The organism is Vibrio sp. 10N.222.55.A1 (assembly GCF_041473835.1).
Classification (GTDB): domain Bacteria; phylum Pseudomonadota; class Gammaproteobacteria; order Enterobacterales; family Vibrionaceae; genus Vibrio; species Vibrio crassostreae_C.
The window spans coordinates 94,831-109,184 of record NZ_JBFRSX010000033.1 but is presented as its reverse complement, the minus strand read 5'-3'; the positions used below and the strand labels follow the sequence as shown (position 1 = coordinate 109,184).

Genomic DNA, 14,354 nt, shown 5'->3' with positions numbered 1-14,354 from the left:
GGCGCACTATATCACTGTTGTGAGATAAAGTTAATCTGCAGTAATTACACAGCTCTCATTTATCTGCACGAAAAAGCGCAGTTAAGCGATGAATTTTCTAATTGCTCTAAGTACTTCTGCTGGTTTTTCAGCATGCAGCCAGTGACCTGTGTTGGCAATGACATGCGCTTTTGCGTTAGAAAATTGCTGCTGAACGGCTGCTTGATGTTCTGCGGTGAGGTAATCTGAATCCCCACCTTTAATGAGCAAGGTTTTGACCGAGGTTTTCTCGATCGGTTCCCAACCAATAATATGTGGGTAGTTGCTCAATAACGAAGCAACATTGAAGCGCCATTCCATGATGCCTTGCTCTGTTTTGAACAAAGATTTGGTTAAAAACTGGCGAACGCCATCGATCTCGATATGTTTTGCGAGAACCTTGAGTGCATCTGAGCGTGAAGTCGGCTCTTCTTCTATCACGGCTTGCAGGCCTGCGAATACGTTGTCGTGGCGACTCTGAGTGTACGCGACCGGAGCCATATCCAAGACAATCAATTTATGCAGCGCAAGATGTTGTGTCAGTGCCATCGCTACTTTGCCACCCATCGAGTGACCAATCACAGTGACGTCTTCTGACTTAAGATCATGCAGCAGTTGAGCCACGTCTTGTGCCATCGCTTGATAGTTATGAGTGTCACTATGGAAGGATTGACCGTGGTTGCGGAGATCGATACTAAGTACCTGATGATCGGCTTTTAGATCCCTAGCGAGCAAGCCAAGGTTGTCCAGATTACCGAATAATCCATGGATCAAAACAATGGTGTGACCCTCACCTTCAATTTTATAGTTGAGCTGTACTGACATTTTTATCTTATTCATGGTGGGTTTGACGTAGAGTATCCGCGCGGATCTCGCTATAATCCCCCAGAGTTTAAACATTGAGATTGTGAAAAGCGAATGAAAACAATTGAGGTTGATGAGGACCTATACCGTTTTATTGCGGGTCAGACAGAACGTATTGGCGAAAGCGCTTCAGATATTCTGCGCCGCTTGTTACAGGTTGATAGCCAAGGCATGGCTCCGATCGAAGAGATCGTTGAGCCAAAAGGTATCGTTGTTAGCAAAGAGGTAGGCTTTACTCCAGAGAAGTTCGATGGCGTTAAAGAAATGCGCTCACTACTAATATCAGATGAGTTTGCATCACTAAAGAAAGCCATTGATCGTTTCATGCTTGTGTTATCAACACTGCATAAAATCGACCCTTTAAGCTTTTCAGAAGCAACTCAAGTAAAAGGCCGTAAGCGCGTTTACTTTGCAGATAACGAAGCGACGTTGCTAGCAAACGGCAACACGACTAAGCCTAAAGCTATTCCACAAAGTCCTTTTTGGGTTATTACTAATAACAATACAAGCCGAAAAAGACAGATGGTTGAGCAGCTTATGAGCCGCATGAATTTCCAAGCAGAATTGATAGAAAAAGTAACAGGTTCAATTTAACGAAATCTGATTTAAACCTCATAATATCCATGGATAAGAAGATATTATGAGGTTTTTTTGTTTTAAAATTTTATATATAAGGATGTCGAAAAATGGCTATGCACCCTCGTGCTGGGCAGAAAGCTCAGCAGGAAGATCTTCATAATATCCCGGCTTTAGTTGCTAACTATTTCTTACAGCAACCGGATGCTACGAACCCAGATCATAAAGTACTTTTCGGTACTTCAGGTCACCGCGGTACAGCAGACAAATCAACATTTAACGAAAACCACATTCTAGCAATTGCACAAGCGGTTGCTGAAGTTCGTGCCGAGCAAGGTACAACTGGCCCTCTTTTCTTAGGTAAAGATACTCACGCTCTATCTGAGCCTGCGTTCTCTACGGTTATCGAAGTGCTTGTAGCGAACGGTGTTGAAGTTATTATTCAAGAAAACAACGGCTTTACTCCAACACCTGGTATCTCGCACGCGATTCTTACGCACAACCTAGTGAATGACAAAAAAGCCGACGGCATTGTTATCACGCCTTCACATAACCCACCTCAAGACGGCGGTATTAAATACAACCCGACACACGGTGGCCCAGCTGAAGCTGAACTGACTCAAGCGATTGAAGACCGTGCGAACGTGATCATTGCTGAGCAAATGCAAGGTGTTAAGCGTACGCCTATCGCACAGGCTAAACAGTCTGAGCTAGTAAAAGAAGTTGACCTAGTCGCGCCATACGTCGCTGATTTGGTTAACGTCGTGGATATGGAAGCGATCCAGAAAGCAAACATCAAGATTGGTGTTGATCCACTGGGTGGCAGCGGTATTGATTACTGGCGTCAAATTGGTAAAGCGTACAATCTAGATCTTACTCTGGTAAGTGAAGCGGTTGACCCTTCATTCCAATTCATGTCTCTAGATAAAGATGGCGTAGTTCGTATGGACTGTTCTTCTCCATACGCAATGGCAGGCTTACTGGCGCTTAAAGACGAGTACGCTCTAGCATTTGGTAACGACCCAGATTACGATCGCCACGGTATCGTGACACCTAAAGGTTTGATGAATCCAAACCACTTCTTAGCGGTTTGTATTGATTACCTATACCGTAACCGTGAAGGTTGGGGTAAAGACGTTGCTGTTGGTAAGACACTAGTATCAAGTGCATTAATCGATCGCGTAGTTTCTGACTTAGGTCGCGAACTTTGTGAAGTGCCAGTTGGTTTCAAATGGTTCGTTGATGGCTTATACAACGGCCAGTTTGGTTTTGGTGGCGAAGAGAGCGCAGGTGCTTCTTTCCTACGTAAAGACGGTACGCCTTGGTCAACAGATAAAGACGGCCTGATTCTTTGCTTGCTTGCGGCTGAGATCACAGCAGTGACAGGTAAGAACCCACAAGAATACTACGAAGAACTTGCCGCTAAACACGGTGAATCTAAGTACAACCGTATTCAAGCGGTAGCAAATGGTGCACAGAAAGACGTGCTGAAGAAACTATCTCCAGAGATGGTTTCTGCTGAGACGTTGGCTGGTGATGCAATTACTGCACGCTTAACACACGCTCCAGGTAACGGTGCTGCGATTGGTGGCTTGAAAGTGACAACTGAGAACGGCTGGTTTGCTGCGCGTCCATCAGGCACTGAAGACATCTACAAGATCTACTGTGAAAGCTTTAAGGGTGAAGAGCACCTGAAAGCAATCGAAGCAGAAGCTCAAGAGATTGTTAACCAAGTATTTGCAGCCGCTGGCCTATAATCGAATCTCGATTACTAGAGTTGCTAAGTAAATAGAAGAAGGGTTGATGTGAAAGCATCAACCCTTTTTGTTTGTGTTAGTTACGTATAAGCGGGAAAAGGTAACTGAGTTAGCTCAGACGACTAACCGTGTGGCCAACTTTGTGGCATCACAAACCAGAATTGCCCCGACTTTGTTTGCCCATGGACGAAGCGATCACCGAACTCGGTGATCGGCTGACTGCTGAAATCATCCGTCCCTGCTGCCCATTGCTCTTTGGTGAGTGGATACAGTGGTTCACTGATTAAATGAGCCTGATCTTGATAGCACCAAAAGCCGTTTACTTGGCTTGGGTTAATGTCATAGCCCAAGCATTTTGTCGGTATGTTTTGCTCTAAGAAAGGGTTGGTATATAGACGACCTTGCATCAGTAAGTGTTTTGAGTCGACATCGATTTCTGGATATTGCTCAACAAAGGCGGCAGAAGAGGACATTTCGAGTTGGTGGCTGAGCATCCTGTCGAGTTTCTTATCCAATTGGTCGTGAGAGTTGGGTCCAAACCATGTTTGTTCGTGGAGCAGATAAAACTTAATCGCCACTTCCCAATGTTCCAGCTTTTGGCTGCTCTCTTCTTTAAGAATAAAGTCGATTGCACCGAGAGTTCTGCCTTCCACATTGATCTGAATCTCGTCGTGCTTTATCGAGTAATTCGGTGAGGCAGCGATCACTTGCTCGCATAGATATTGGTAGAGGAAACCTAATCTAGGATTACCCTCATAAGTATGTGATGAGTCGATGGCATGGTTGCTAGAGAATGCACTGAGATCCGAAACCGGTGGCTTGATTTCTAGTAATGGCGGTGAGTCGATGACCCATTGGTAAAAACGTTGCAGTGCTGTCATCTCTTCCTCATAAACTCATCGTGGGGCTTTCGACATTCTACCCGTAAATTGATATAACGACGTTATTATAAAGGTAAGCTGGAAAGAAAAATGATTAACTTACAATTAGAAAAGCTACTTAACGAAAAACTGCAGCCACAGCAGATTAAAGATTACTGTCCTAATGGTCTTCAAGTTGAAGGCGCGACAGAAGTGAAGCGAATCGTTACTGGTGTAACAGCTTCGCAAGCTTTGATTAATAAAGCGGTTGAGCTAGAGGCTGACGCTTTGTTGGTTCATCACGGTTTCTTTTGGAAAGGTGAGTCAGAGGCAATTCGTGGCATGAAGGGCAAACGCATTCGCACTCTGATAAAGAATGACATTAACCTTTTGGGTTATCACTTACCTCTCGATATCCACCCTGAACTTGGTAACAACGCCAAACTCGCTGAACTGCTTGATATTGAAGTAGAAGGTGGCTTGGAAGGGCACCCACAATCGGTTGCTATGTTTGGTAGATTAAAAACACCAATGACAGGTACTGAATTCGCAGAAAAAATCGATCAAGCTCTAAATCGTAAACCACTGCATATCGCTCCAGAAAACCAAGACAAAATGATAACGACCGTCGGTTGGTGTACTGGTGGTGGTCAAGACTACATTGAGCTAGCGGCTTCTCAAGGCATTGATGCTTTTATTTCTGGTGAAATTTCTGAGCGCACTACTTACTCAGCACGCGAGCAAGACATTCATTATTTTGCTGCTGGCCACCACGCGACTGAGCGATACGGTGTAAAAGCGTTAGGTGAATGGTTAGCGGAAGAACATGGCTTGGATGTTGAGTTTATTGATATCGATAACCCAGTTTAAGAGCAGATGCGAGATAAGGGGTACGAGTCGAGTGTATGCGTCGTTCTCTAGAATTGAGCAGGTAACCTGTATAGTTTATCTGCTCGCTTAAGGAGATCCCCAACTCATTCGTCCCTCGTTCTTGGGGATGACGATATTATTTTATTCGTTCACTTCGCATTCTTGAGGATGACGGGGTTGAGAGCGTACAAAAGAAAAGGGGTTGATGTTCTCACATCAACCCCTTTTAACATTATGATTTATAGCAACTATTCACGTTCGTGAAGTGCTTTAAAGTCACGTTGTTCTTCACCAGTATATAGCTGACGAGGACGACCGATACGGTTCGTCGGATCGCTGTGCATTTCGTTCCAGTGAGCAATCCAACCGATGGTACGAGACATCGCGAAGATTACTGTAAACATAGATACTGGAATACCGATTGCTTTCAGAATGATACCTGAGTAGAAATCTACGTTCGGGTATAGCTTCTTAGAAACAAAGTACTCATCAGAAAGAGCGATACGCTCAAGTTCCATCGCTACGTCTAGTAGTGGATCTTGGATGTTTAGCTCTTTAAGCACTTCGTGACACGCTTCGCGCATTACTGTTGCACGTGGGTCGTAGTTCTTGTAAACACGGTGACCGAAGCCCATCAAACGGAATGGGTCATCTTTGTCTTTTGCTTTCGCAACGTATTCTTCAATGTTATCTACGCTACCGATCTCTTCAAGCATGCGCAGACAAGCTTCGTTTGCACCGCCGTGAGCTGGGCCCCAAAGTGATGCGATACCTGCTGCGATACACGCAAACGGGTTAGCACCAGATGAACCAGCAAGACGCACTGTAGACGTAGAAGCGTTCTGTTCGTGGTCAGCATGTAGAGTGAAAATCTTATCCATTGCACGAGCAACGATAGGGTTCACTTCATACTCTTCACATGGGTTTGCAAACATCATGTGTAAGAAGTTTTCTGCGTAGCCTAGGTCGTTACGTGGGTAGATAAACGGCTGACCGATTGAATATTTGTAACACATTGCAGCCAGTGTTGGCATTTTTGAAATCAGGCGGTATGCCGCAATTTCACGGTGTGTATCGTTGTTGACATCAAGTGAGTCGTGGTAGAACGCCGCTAGAGCGCCTACAACACCACACATTACAGCCATAGGGTGAGCGTCACGACGGAAGCCGTGGAAGAAACTAGCGATTTGCTCGTGCACCATAGTGTGACGTGTCACGGTAGTCTTGAACTTTTCGTACTCAGCTCGAGATGGGGCTTCACCGTAAAGAAGTATGTAACATACTTCTAAGTAATCAGCGTTATTGGCAAGTTGGTCGATTGGATAACCACGATGTAAAAGAATGCCTTTTCCACCGTCAATAAAAGTGATTTGAGACTCACAGGATGCAGTGGCAAGAAAACCAGGGTCAAAAGTGAAAAAACCATTAGAACCTAGTGTACGAACATCGATCACTGGAGTACCAAGTACACCTTCTGTAATCGGCAGCTCGATTGGCGCTTGACCTTCAATGTGAAGGGTAGCTTTCTTATCCGCCATAACAATCTCCTTTGTTTATTATTTAATCCGTCCAGGATGTTTATGTGCCATTTTTTTACTGGTCTTACGTGGGAAAGTCAATTTTTCTGAAGCTTTGTGTGCACTTGTTAGTGTTTTTTACATTAAATTCGTTAAAAATCTGGTCTGTGTAGCATTATTTGTTACATCAATTGTATTAGAATGTTGCCAGTCGTATAGTGACGCTGAAAAGTTTGGTTAAAACCTTATAAATGCAAGGCTAAGAAGAAATGTGAGGTGTCTTTCTTAATCGAGCAGTTAACAATTATTTTACAATTATCTAAGGCTCAACTTCAGTTATTTGTTAAGTTAATGTTAAATTTTGAAGGTTTACAATCAAATTTTGTCCATAACAATATCATAAGGTTATTTAATGACCATAATGCTCAATGGAGCTGAGTGAGCAAGCCCGTGAAAGAAAGAAAGACAAGACCTGTTAATTTAGATTTACAGACCATCCACTTTCCAATCACAGCAATAGCTTCCATCCTACACCGTGTGTCTGGGGTGATAACTTTTGTCGCGATTGGAATTCTGCTTTGGTTACTATCCATTTCCCTCTCATCCCCAGTAGGCTTTGCCGAAGCTAGCGACATTGTCGATGGTTTCTTCGTGAAGTTTATTCTGTGGGGCATTTTAACCGCTTTGGCTTACCACATTGCTGGTGGTATTCGTCACCTTCTTATGGACCTTGGTCACTTTGAAGAGCTGGAATCTGGCGCTAAGAGCGCTAAGGTTGCATTCGCAGCAACAGCGGTATTGTCTCTACTAGCGGGGATCTTAGTATGGTAAACAACGTTTCTACTTTTGGTCGTAATGGTGTCCACGATTATCTATTGATTCGTGCAACTGCCATCATTATGACGCTTTACACTATCTACCTAGTTAGCTTCTGTGCTTTCTCTGGTGATATCTCTTACGCATCTTGGACGCAATTCTTTGGTGGAACCTTCACTAAAGTCTTCACCATGTTAGCGCTTACTTCTGTTTTGGTTCACGCGTGGATCGGCCTATGGCAAGTACTAACTGACTACATCAAATGCGCAAAACTGCGTGTTGGTCTTCAAGTCGGTGTTGTTGCAGTTCTTCTTGGATATTTCTTCTCTGGTCTGTTTATTTTGTGGGGTGCGTAAGTGACTATTCCTGTTCGTGAGTTTGATGCCGTAGTGATCGGCGCTGGTGGTGCAGGTATGCGTGCCGCACTGCAAATTTCTGAGCAAGGCCTTTCTTGTGCATTGCTTTCTAAAGTTTTCCCTACTCGTTCTCATACGGTTTCAGCGCAAGGCGGCATCACTGTTGCTCTTGGTAACGCGCATGAAGACCATTGGGAACAACATATGTATGACACAGTAAAAGGTTCTGATTACATCGGTGACCAAGACGCTATCGAATACATGTGTAAAAACGGTCCTGAGTCGGTAATCGAACTCGAAAAAATGGGCCTGCCTTTCTCTCGTTTTGAGAACGGTACTATTTACCAGCGTCCTTTCGGTGGTCAATCTAAAAACTTTGGTGGTGAGCAAGCGGCTCGTACCGCAGCTGCAGCCGACCGTACTGGTCACGCACTGCTTCATACGCTTTACCAACAAAACATTAAACACAAAACGACGGTTTTCTCTGAGTGGTATGCACTGGATCTTGTTAAAAACGAAGATGGTGCAATTTTAGGTACTACCGCGCTTTGTATGGAAACGGGCGAGGTTTGCTACTTCAAAGCGAAGGCAACAATCCTTGCGACTGGTGGTGCTGGTCGTATCTACGCATCAACAACCAATGCACACATTAACACTGGTGACGGTGTTGGTATGGCGATTCGTGCTGGCGTTCCTATGCAAGACATCGAAATGTGGCAGTTCCACCCGACGGGTATCGCTGGTGCAGGTGTATTGGTAACGGAAGGTTGTCGTGGTGAAGGTGGTTACCTTCTCAATAAAGACGGCGAACGCTTCATGGAACGTTACGCACCAAACGCTAAAGACTTAGCGGGTCGTGATGTTGTTGCTCGTTCAATGATGGTTGAAATTCGTGAAGGTCGCGGTTGCGATGGCCCTTGGGGTCCACACATCAAGCTTAAGCTTGATCATCTAGGTAAAGAGACACTTGAATCTCGTCTTCCTGGTGTATGTGAACTTTCTCGTACCTTTGCTCACGTTGATCCAGTGAAAGAGCCAATCCCAGTAATCCCTACATGTCACTACATGATGGGTGGTGTTCCAACACAAGTTTCTGGTCAAGCTATTAAGCAAACCGAAGACGGCAACGATGTTGAAATCCAAGGTCTCTTTGCTTGTGGTGAAATCGCATCAGTATCAGTACATGGTGCCAACCGTCTAGGTGGTAACTCACTGCTTGATTTAGTGGTATTTGGTCGTGCGACAGGTCTACACCTAGGTGAGACACTGAAGAAGCAAGACGAAGCGAAACCTGCAACTGAAGCTGACATTGAGCGTTCACTAGAGCGTTACAACCGTTGGGAAAACAGCACAGACGGCGAAGATCCAGCGCAAATCCGTAAAGATCTTCAGCAATGTATGCAGAACAACTTCTCAGTATTCCGTGAAGGCAAAGCAATGGCTGAAGGCCTAGAAGAGCTAAAAGCGATTCGCGAGCGTCTGAAAAATGCACACCTATCTGATAAGTCTACAGAGTTCAACACTCAACGTATCGAGTGTCTAGAGCTTGAAAACTTGATGGAAACGGCATTCGCAACGGCTGTTGCTGCAAATTTCCGTACAGAGAGCCGTGGCGCACACGCTCGATTCGATTTCCCTGACCGTGATGATGAGCAATGGCTATGCCACTCACTTTACAACCCAGAGTCAGAGAGCATGACTAAGCGTGGTGTAAACATGGAACCTATCCATCGTGAAGCGTTCCCACCAAAAGCACGTACGTACTAAGGAGATATGACCATGAAACTGAATTTCTCTTTATATCGTTACAATCCAGATGTCGACCAGAAACCTTATATGAAGGAATACACTCTAGAAGTGGATGAAGGTTCAGACATGATGCTTTTGGATGCGCTTATTCTGTTGAAAGAGCAAGATCCAACAATCTCATTCCGTCGCTCATGCCGTGAAGGTGTATGTGGCTCGGATGGTTTGAACATGAACGGTAAAAATGGCCTAGCGTGTATCACGCCATTGTCTGCGCTTTCGGGCCAAGACAAGATTGTGATTCGCCCACTGCCTGGCTTACCCGTTGTTCGTGACCTGATTGTAGACATGACACAGTTCTACGATAACTACGAAAAAGTGAAGCCATTCTTAGTGTCTGATGGCAATGTGCCACCGGCTCGTGAAAACTTACAAAGCCCTGATGAGCGTGCTCATTTAGATGGATTGTACGAATGTATCATGTGTGCATGTTGTACAACGTCATGCCCATCATTCTGGTGGAACCCTGACAAATTCATCGGACCAGCAGGCCTGCTTGCAGCGTACCGTTGGCTAATTGATAGCCGAGATACAGCGACAGACGAACGTTTGTCCGATCTTGATGATGCATTTAGCGTTTTTCGTTGCCATGGCATCATGAATTGTGTAAGTGTTTGTCCTAAGGGATTAAATCCGACGAAAGCGATTGGTCACATCAAGACCATGCTAGTGAATCGTTCGGTTTAAGTTATATAAAAATTGCCGCCCTAGAAGTTTTGGGGCGGCCTTTTAATAGCTCGGCATAGACCGCAGCAAACGTGAAAACTACTGGTTAAGGGAAAATATGCACAACGGCGTGATGAAGGCATGGCTCGAGTCTTCACACTTGGCTGGCGCCAATGCAACGTACGTAGAAGAACTCTATGAACTGTATCTAAGTGACCCAGATTCGGTAAGTGACGAATGGAGAAGTGTTTTTGAAGAACTGCCTGTGCAAGCTTCAGAGACAGTGGAACAACCACACTCTCGTGTTCGTGAATACTTCCGTCGACTCGCTCAAGAAACAAAGCATTACAGTGTCCAAGTTAGTGATCCAGATGTCGATGCGAAACAAGTAAAGGTTCTGCAACTTATTAATGCCTATCGATTCCGAGGGCATCAAGCAGCAAATCTAGACCCCCTAGGTTTATGGAAAAGAGCGACAGTTGATGAACTGGACCCTTCTTTCCACACTCTTACCGAAGATGACCTCAATGAGACGTTCAACGTCGGCTCTTACGCCATTGGCCAAGAGACGATGGTGCTTAAAGATCTCTACAAATCTCTAAAGCAAACGTATTGTGGCTCTATTGGTGCTGAATACATGCACATGACAAATACAGAGCAAAAGCGTTGGATCCAACAACGTTTAGAGTCTGTATCTGGTCAACCCTCTTTCAACAAAGAAGAAAAGCAAGCTTTCCTAGAAGAGCTAACTGCTGCTGAAGGTCTTGAGCGCTATCTTGGTGCGAAATTCCCAGGCGCAAAACGCTTCTCGTTGGAAGGTGGTGATGCTCTTATCCCAATGACGAAAGAAATTATTCGTCATGCTGGCGGACAAGGCATGCGTGAAGTTGTTGTTGGTATGGCTCACCGTGGTCGTCTAAACATGTTGGTCAACGTGCTTGGTAAAAAGCCACAAGACCTGTTTGACGAGTTTGCGGGCAAGCACGATGACACGTGGGGTACTGGTGATGTGAAATACCACCAAGGCTTCTCTGCGGACTTCGCAACGCCAGGCGGCAACGTTCACTTAGCACTAGCATTTAACCCATCTCACTTAGAAATCGTAAACCCGGTAGTTATCGGTTCAGTACGTGCACGTCAAGATCGCCTTGGTGATAATGATGGTAGCCGTGTACTTCCAATTACTATCCACGGTGACTCAGCTATCGCTGGTCAGGGTGTAGTACAAGAGACGTTTAACATGTCTCAAGCTCGTGGTTTCTGTGTAGGTGGTACGGTTCGTATCGTTGTAAACAACCAAGTTGGTTTTACAACGTCTAACCCTCGCGATACACGCTCTACGATGTACTGTACCGATATCGCGAAGATGGTTCAGGCTCCGATTTTCCACGTTAACTCTGATGATCCAGAAGCGGTTGCGTTTGTTGCGCGTCTTGCATTGGATTACCGTAATACGTTTAAGCGTGATGTTGTTATTGATTTGGTTTGTTACCGTCGCCACGGTCACAATGAAGCCGATGAGCCGAATGCAACACAGCCTTTGATGTACCAAAAAATCAAGAAGCACCCAACACCACGTAAGCTTTACGCTGACGTGCTAATGGAGCGCGGTGAGTTTGGTATTGATACAGCAACTCAGCTAGTTAACGAATATCGTGATGCACTTGATCACGGTGAAGTTGTGGTTAAAGAGTGGCGTCCAATGGCACTTCACTCAGTAGACTGGTCTCCTTACCTAGGTCACGACTGGAACATCGAGTGGGATAACAAGATTGATATCGAGCGCCTGAAAGAGCTTGGTACCAAACTTTGTCAATACCCGGACAGCCACAAGCTGCAAAGCCGAGTAAATAAACTGTACAACGATCGTACTGCCATGGTGAATGGTGAGAAACAAGTCGATTGGGGTATGGCTGAAACTCTGGCATACGCAACACTTGTTGACGACGGTAAGCGTATTCGTATCTCAGGCCAAGATTCAGGTCGTGGTACGTTCTTCCACCGTCACTCAGTACTGCACAATCAATCAGATGCAAGCACGTATGTTCCTCTTGCGAACATTCATGATAAACAAGGGCCATTCCAAGTGTTTGACTCTGTGTTATCTGAAGAAGCGGTACTCGCATTTGAGTATGGTTACGCGACAGCAGAGCCAAGCGGTCTAACCCTTTGGGAAGCTCAATTTGGTGACTTCGCAAACGGTGCACAAGTTGTTATCGACCAATTCATTTCATCAGGTGAGCAAAAGTGGGCACGTCTATGTGGTCTAACTATGCTGCTTCCTCACGGTTATGAAGGCCAAGGCCCAGAGCACTCTTCTGCACGTCTTGAGCGTTACCTTCAGTTATGTGCTGAACAAAACATGCAGGTTGTTGTTCCTTCAACACCAGCTCAGGTTTACCACATGATTCGCCGTCAGGTTGTTCGACCAATGCGTCGTCCACTGATTGTAATGTCACCTAAGTCATTGCTTCGTCACCCTCTGTGTACTTCTTCTCTTGAAGATTTGGCAGAAGGCACGTTCCAACCAGCTATCGCAGAAATTGATGATCTGGCTCCTGAGAACGTAAAACGCGTCGTGTTCTGTTCAGGTAAGGTTTACTTTGACCTGCTTGACCAAAGACGTAAGAACGAGCAAGACGATGTCGCTATTGTACGTATTGAGCAACTTTACCCGTTCCCTTATGAGGACGTGAGAGCTGCCATCGCACAGTACACAAATGTAGTCGATTACGTTTGGTGTCAAGAAGAGCCACAAAACCAAGGTGCTTGGTACAGTAGCCAACATAATTTCCGAGCTGCTATCCCAGTAGGTGCTGATATTCAATACGCAGGTCGTCCTGCATCAGCATCACCAGCTGTTGGCTATATGTCAGTACACTTGAAACAACAAAAAGCGTTAGTTGACGACGCTTTGACCCTACTTAAGAACTAGAAGTAAAAGGAAAATACGCACATGACAATTGAAATTCTGGTTCCAGATTTACCTGAATCTGTGGCTGATGCAACAGTTGCTACTTGGCACAAAAAACCGGGCGAAGCGGTTGCACGTGATGAAGTCATTGTAGATATCGAAACAGATAAAGTAGTTCTAGAAGTACCGGCTCCTGAAGCGGGTGTTCTGGAAGCTATCATCGAAGAAGAGGGTGCTACGGTACTTTCTAAGCAGCTTTTGGCTAAAATCAAGCCGGGTGCTGTCGCTGGTGAACCAACGAAAGACACCACTGAAGATACAGAAGCATCTCCTGATAAGCGCCATAAAGCTGCGCTAACAGAAGAGAACAACGACGCACTAAGCCCAGCTGTTCGTCGCCTGCTTGCTGAGCACAACCTACAACCAGCTGACGTTAAAGGCACTGGTGTTGGTGGTCGTATTACTCGTGAAGACATCGACGCACACCTAGCAGCAGCGAAAGCGGCTCCGGCAGCAGCATCTGCACCAGCAGTTGAAGCGCCAGCAGCGGCTCGCAGCCAAAAACGCGTGCCTATGACTCGCCTGCGTAAGACAGTTGCAAACCGTCTTCTAGAAGCGAAAAACAGCACAGCAATGCTGACTACTTTCAACGAAGTGAACATGAAGCCAATCATGGACCTTCGTAAGCAGTACAAAGACCAATTCGAGAAACGTCACGATACGCGTCTTGGCTTCATGTCTTTCTACGTGAAAGCAGTAACAGAAGCACTGAAGCGTTTCCCAGAAGTGAACGCTTCTATTGATGGTACAGATATCGTTTACCACAACTACTTCGACATCAGCATGGCGGTATCTACGCCACGTGGTCTAGTGACTCCAGTACTCAAAGACTGTGACACACTAGGTTTCGCTGATATCGAAAAAGGCATCAAAGAGCTAGCAATCAAAGGTCGTGACGGCAAGCTAACGGTTGATGAACTGATGGGCGGCAACTTCACTATCACAAACGGTGGTGTATTTGGTTCTCTAATGTCTACGCCAATCATCAACCCGCCTCAAGCGGCAATTTTGGGTATGCACAAAATCCAAGACCGTCCAATGGCTGTTGATGGCAAGGTAGAGATTCTACCAATGATGTACCTAGCGCTTTCTTACGACCACCGTCTAATCGATGGCCGTGAATCAGTTGGCTTCCTAGTGACCATCAAAGAGCTTCTAGAAGATCCTGCACGTCTGCTATTAGACGTTTAGTATCGCTAAAACGTCTAGTTAACCCCGTTAGCTAGACGTAAAAAGTTTCAAAGGCTAGGCTGCTCAACGTCTGGCCTTCAATT

The 14,354-nt window shown here is 45.5% G+C and carries 12 protein-coding genes; 9 read left to right on the top strand and 3 right to left on the bottom strand.

The window, feature by feature from the left end:
* Nucleotides 1-81 precede the first annotated feature (81 nt).
* Nucleotides 82-843, bottom strand: coding sequence for an alpha/beta fold hydrolase (locus AB4493_RS10430; RefSeq protein WP_017061954.1), 762 nt, complete (start codon nucleotides 841-843; stop codon nucleotides 82-84).
* A 93-nt stretch (nucleotides 844-936) separates the two neighbouring features.
* Here AB4493_RS10430 and seqA point away from each other — a divergent pair, with 93 nt between their 5' ends.
* Together seqA and pgm are read left to right on the top strand one after the other, a co-directional pair.
* Entirely contained in the window at nucleotides 937-1,476 is a 540-nt protein-coding gene (gene seqA, locus AB4493_RS10425) for a replication initiation negative regulator SeqA (protein WP_017061953.1), read from the top strand.
* A gap of 92 nt (nucleotides 1,477-1,568) precedes the next feature.
* Nucleotides 1,569-3,215: a phosphoglucomutase (alpha-D-glucose-1,6-bisphosphate-dependent) gene (pgm, locus tag AB4493_RS10420; protein ID WP_017061952.1), complete on the top strand. Its 1,647-nt coding sequence runs from the start codon at nucleotides 1,569-1,571 to the stop codon at nucleotides 3,213-3,215.
* A gap of 122 nt (nucleotides 3,216-3,337) precedes the next feature.
* Here pgm and AB4493_RS10415 read toward each other — a convergent pair whose 3' ends face one another.
* A complete protein-coding gene (locus tag AB4493_RS10415; protein ID WP_017061951.1) occupies nucleotides 3,338-4,096 on the bottom strand; it encodes a DUF1853 family protein in 759 nt (252 codons plus the stop codon).
* Nucleotides 4,097-4,186: 90 nt separating this feature from the next.
* On the opposite strand from AB4493_RS10415, the gene AB4493_RS10410 reads away from it, so the two are divergent.
* Complete coding sequence (locus tag AB4493_RS10410) at nucleotides 4,187-4,945, top strand: Nif3-like dinuclear metal center hexameric protein (protein WP_371724297.1); 759 nt, start codon at nucleotides 4,187-4,189, stop codon at nucleotides 4,943-4,945.
* A gap of 248 nt (nucleotides 4,946-5,193) precedes the next feature.
* Here AB4493_RS10410 and AB4493_RS10405 read toward each other — a convergent pair whose 3' ends face one another.
* Nucleotides 5,194-6,483, bottom strand: coding sequence for a citrate synthase (locus tag AB4493_RS10405; RefSeq protein ID WP_017061949.1), 1,290 nt, complete (start codon nucleotides 6,481-6,483; stop codon nucleotides 5,194-5,196).
* Between the two features lie 417 nt (nucleotides 6,484-6,900).
* On the opposite strand from AB4493_RS10405, the gene sdhC reads away from it, so the two are divergent.
* From sdhC to odhB, 6 genes are all read left to right on the top strand, one after another.
* Complete coding sequence (sdhC, locus tag AB4493_RS10400) at nucleotides 6,901-7,293, top strand: succinate dehydrogenase cytochrome b556 subunit (RefSeq protein ID WP_017061948.1); 393 nt, start codon at nucleotides 6,901-6,903, stop codon at nucleotides 7,291-7,293.
* Nucleotides 7,287-7,634 (top strand): succinate dehydrogenase, hydrophobic membrane anchor protein, encoded by a 348-nt coding sequence (sdhD, locus tag AB4493_RS10395; RefSeq protein WP_010436768.1) that lies wholly within the window; start codon nucleotides 7,287-7,289, stop codon nucleotides 7,632-7,634. The genes sdhC and sdhD overlap by 7 nt, the downstream gene beginning before the upstream one ends.
* Nucleotides 7,635-9,401 (top strand): succinate dehydrogenase flavoprotein subunit, encoded by a 1,767-nt coding sequence (gene sdhA, locus AB4493_RS10390; protein ID WP_017061947.1) that lies wholly within the window; start codon nucleotides 7,635-7,637, stop codon nucleotides 9,399-9,401. It begins immediately after the preceding gene.
* 12 nt (nucleotides 9,402-9,413) lie between these two features.
* Nucleotides 9,414-10,127 (top strand): succinate dehydrogenase iron-sulfur subunit, encoded by a 714-nt coding sequence (locus tag AB4493_RS10385; RefSeq protein ID WP_010436773.1) that lies wholly within the window; start codon nucleotides 9,414-9,416, stop codon nucleotides 10,125-10,127.
* 97 nt (nucleotides 10,128-10,224) lie between these two features.
* Complete coding sequence (gene sucA, locus AB4493_RS10380; RefSeq protein ID WP_017061946.1) at nucleotides 10,225-13,041, top strand: 2-oxoglutarate dehydrogenase E1 component; 2,817 nt, start codon at nucleotides 10,225-10,227, stop codon at nucleotides 13,039-13,041.
* 21 nt (nucleotides 13,042-13,062) lie between these two features.
* Nucleotides 13,063-14,271, top strand: a complete 1,209-nt coding sequence (gene odhB, locus AB4493_RS10375) for a 2-oxoglutarate dehydrogenase complex dihydrolipoyllysine-residue succinyltransferase (protein ID WP_017056410.1) — start codon at nucleotides 13,063-13,065, stop codon at nucleotides 14,269-14,271.
* Nucleotides 14,272-14,354: the final 83 nt, after the last annotated feature.

Coding starts and splice junctions, on each gene's coding strand:
- sucA (WP_017061946.1), top strand. CDS start 10,225: ATGCACAACGGCGTGATGAAGGCATGGCTCGAGTCTTCACACTTGGCT.
- seqA (WP_017061953.1), top strand. CDS start 937: ATGAAAACAATTGAGGTTGATGAGGACCTATACCGTTTTATTGCGGGT.
- odhB (WP_017056410.1), top strand. CDS start 13,063: ATGACAATTGAAATTCTGGTTCCAGATTTACCTGAATCTGTGGCTGAT.
- pgm (WP_017061952.1), top strand. CDS start 1,569: ATGGCTATGCACCCTCGTGCTGGGCAGAAAGCTCAGCAGGAAGATCTT.
- AB4493_RS10415 (WP_017061951.1), bottom strand. CDS start 4,096: ATGACAGCACTGCAACGTTTTTACCAATGGGTCATCGACTCACCGCCA.
- AB4493_RS10430 (WP_017061954.1), bottom strand. CDS start 843: ATGTCAGTACAGCTCAACTATAAAATTGAAGGTGAGGGTCACACCATT.
- AB4493_RS10385 (WP_010436773.1), top strand. CDS start 9,414: ATGAAACTGAATTTCTCTTTATATCGTTACAATCCAGATGTCGACCAG.
- AB4493_RS10405 (WP_017061949.1), bottom strand. CDS start 6,483: ATGGCGGATAAGAAAGCTACCCTTCACATTGAAGGTCAAGCGCCAATC.
- AB4493_RS10410 (WP_371724297.1), top strand. CDS start 4,187: ATGATTAACTTACAATTAGAAAAGCTACTTAACGAAAAACTGCAGCCA.
- sdhD (WP_010436768.1), top strand. CDS start 7,287: ATGGTAAACAACGTTTCTACTTTTGGTCGTAATGGTGTCCACGATTAT.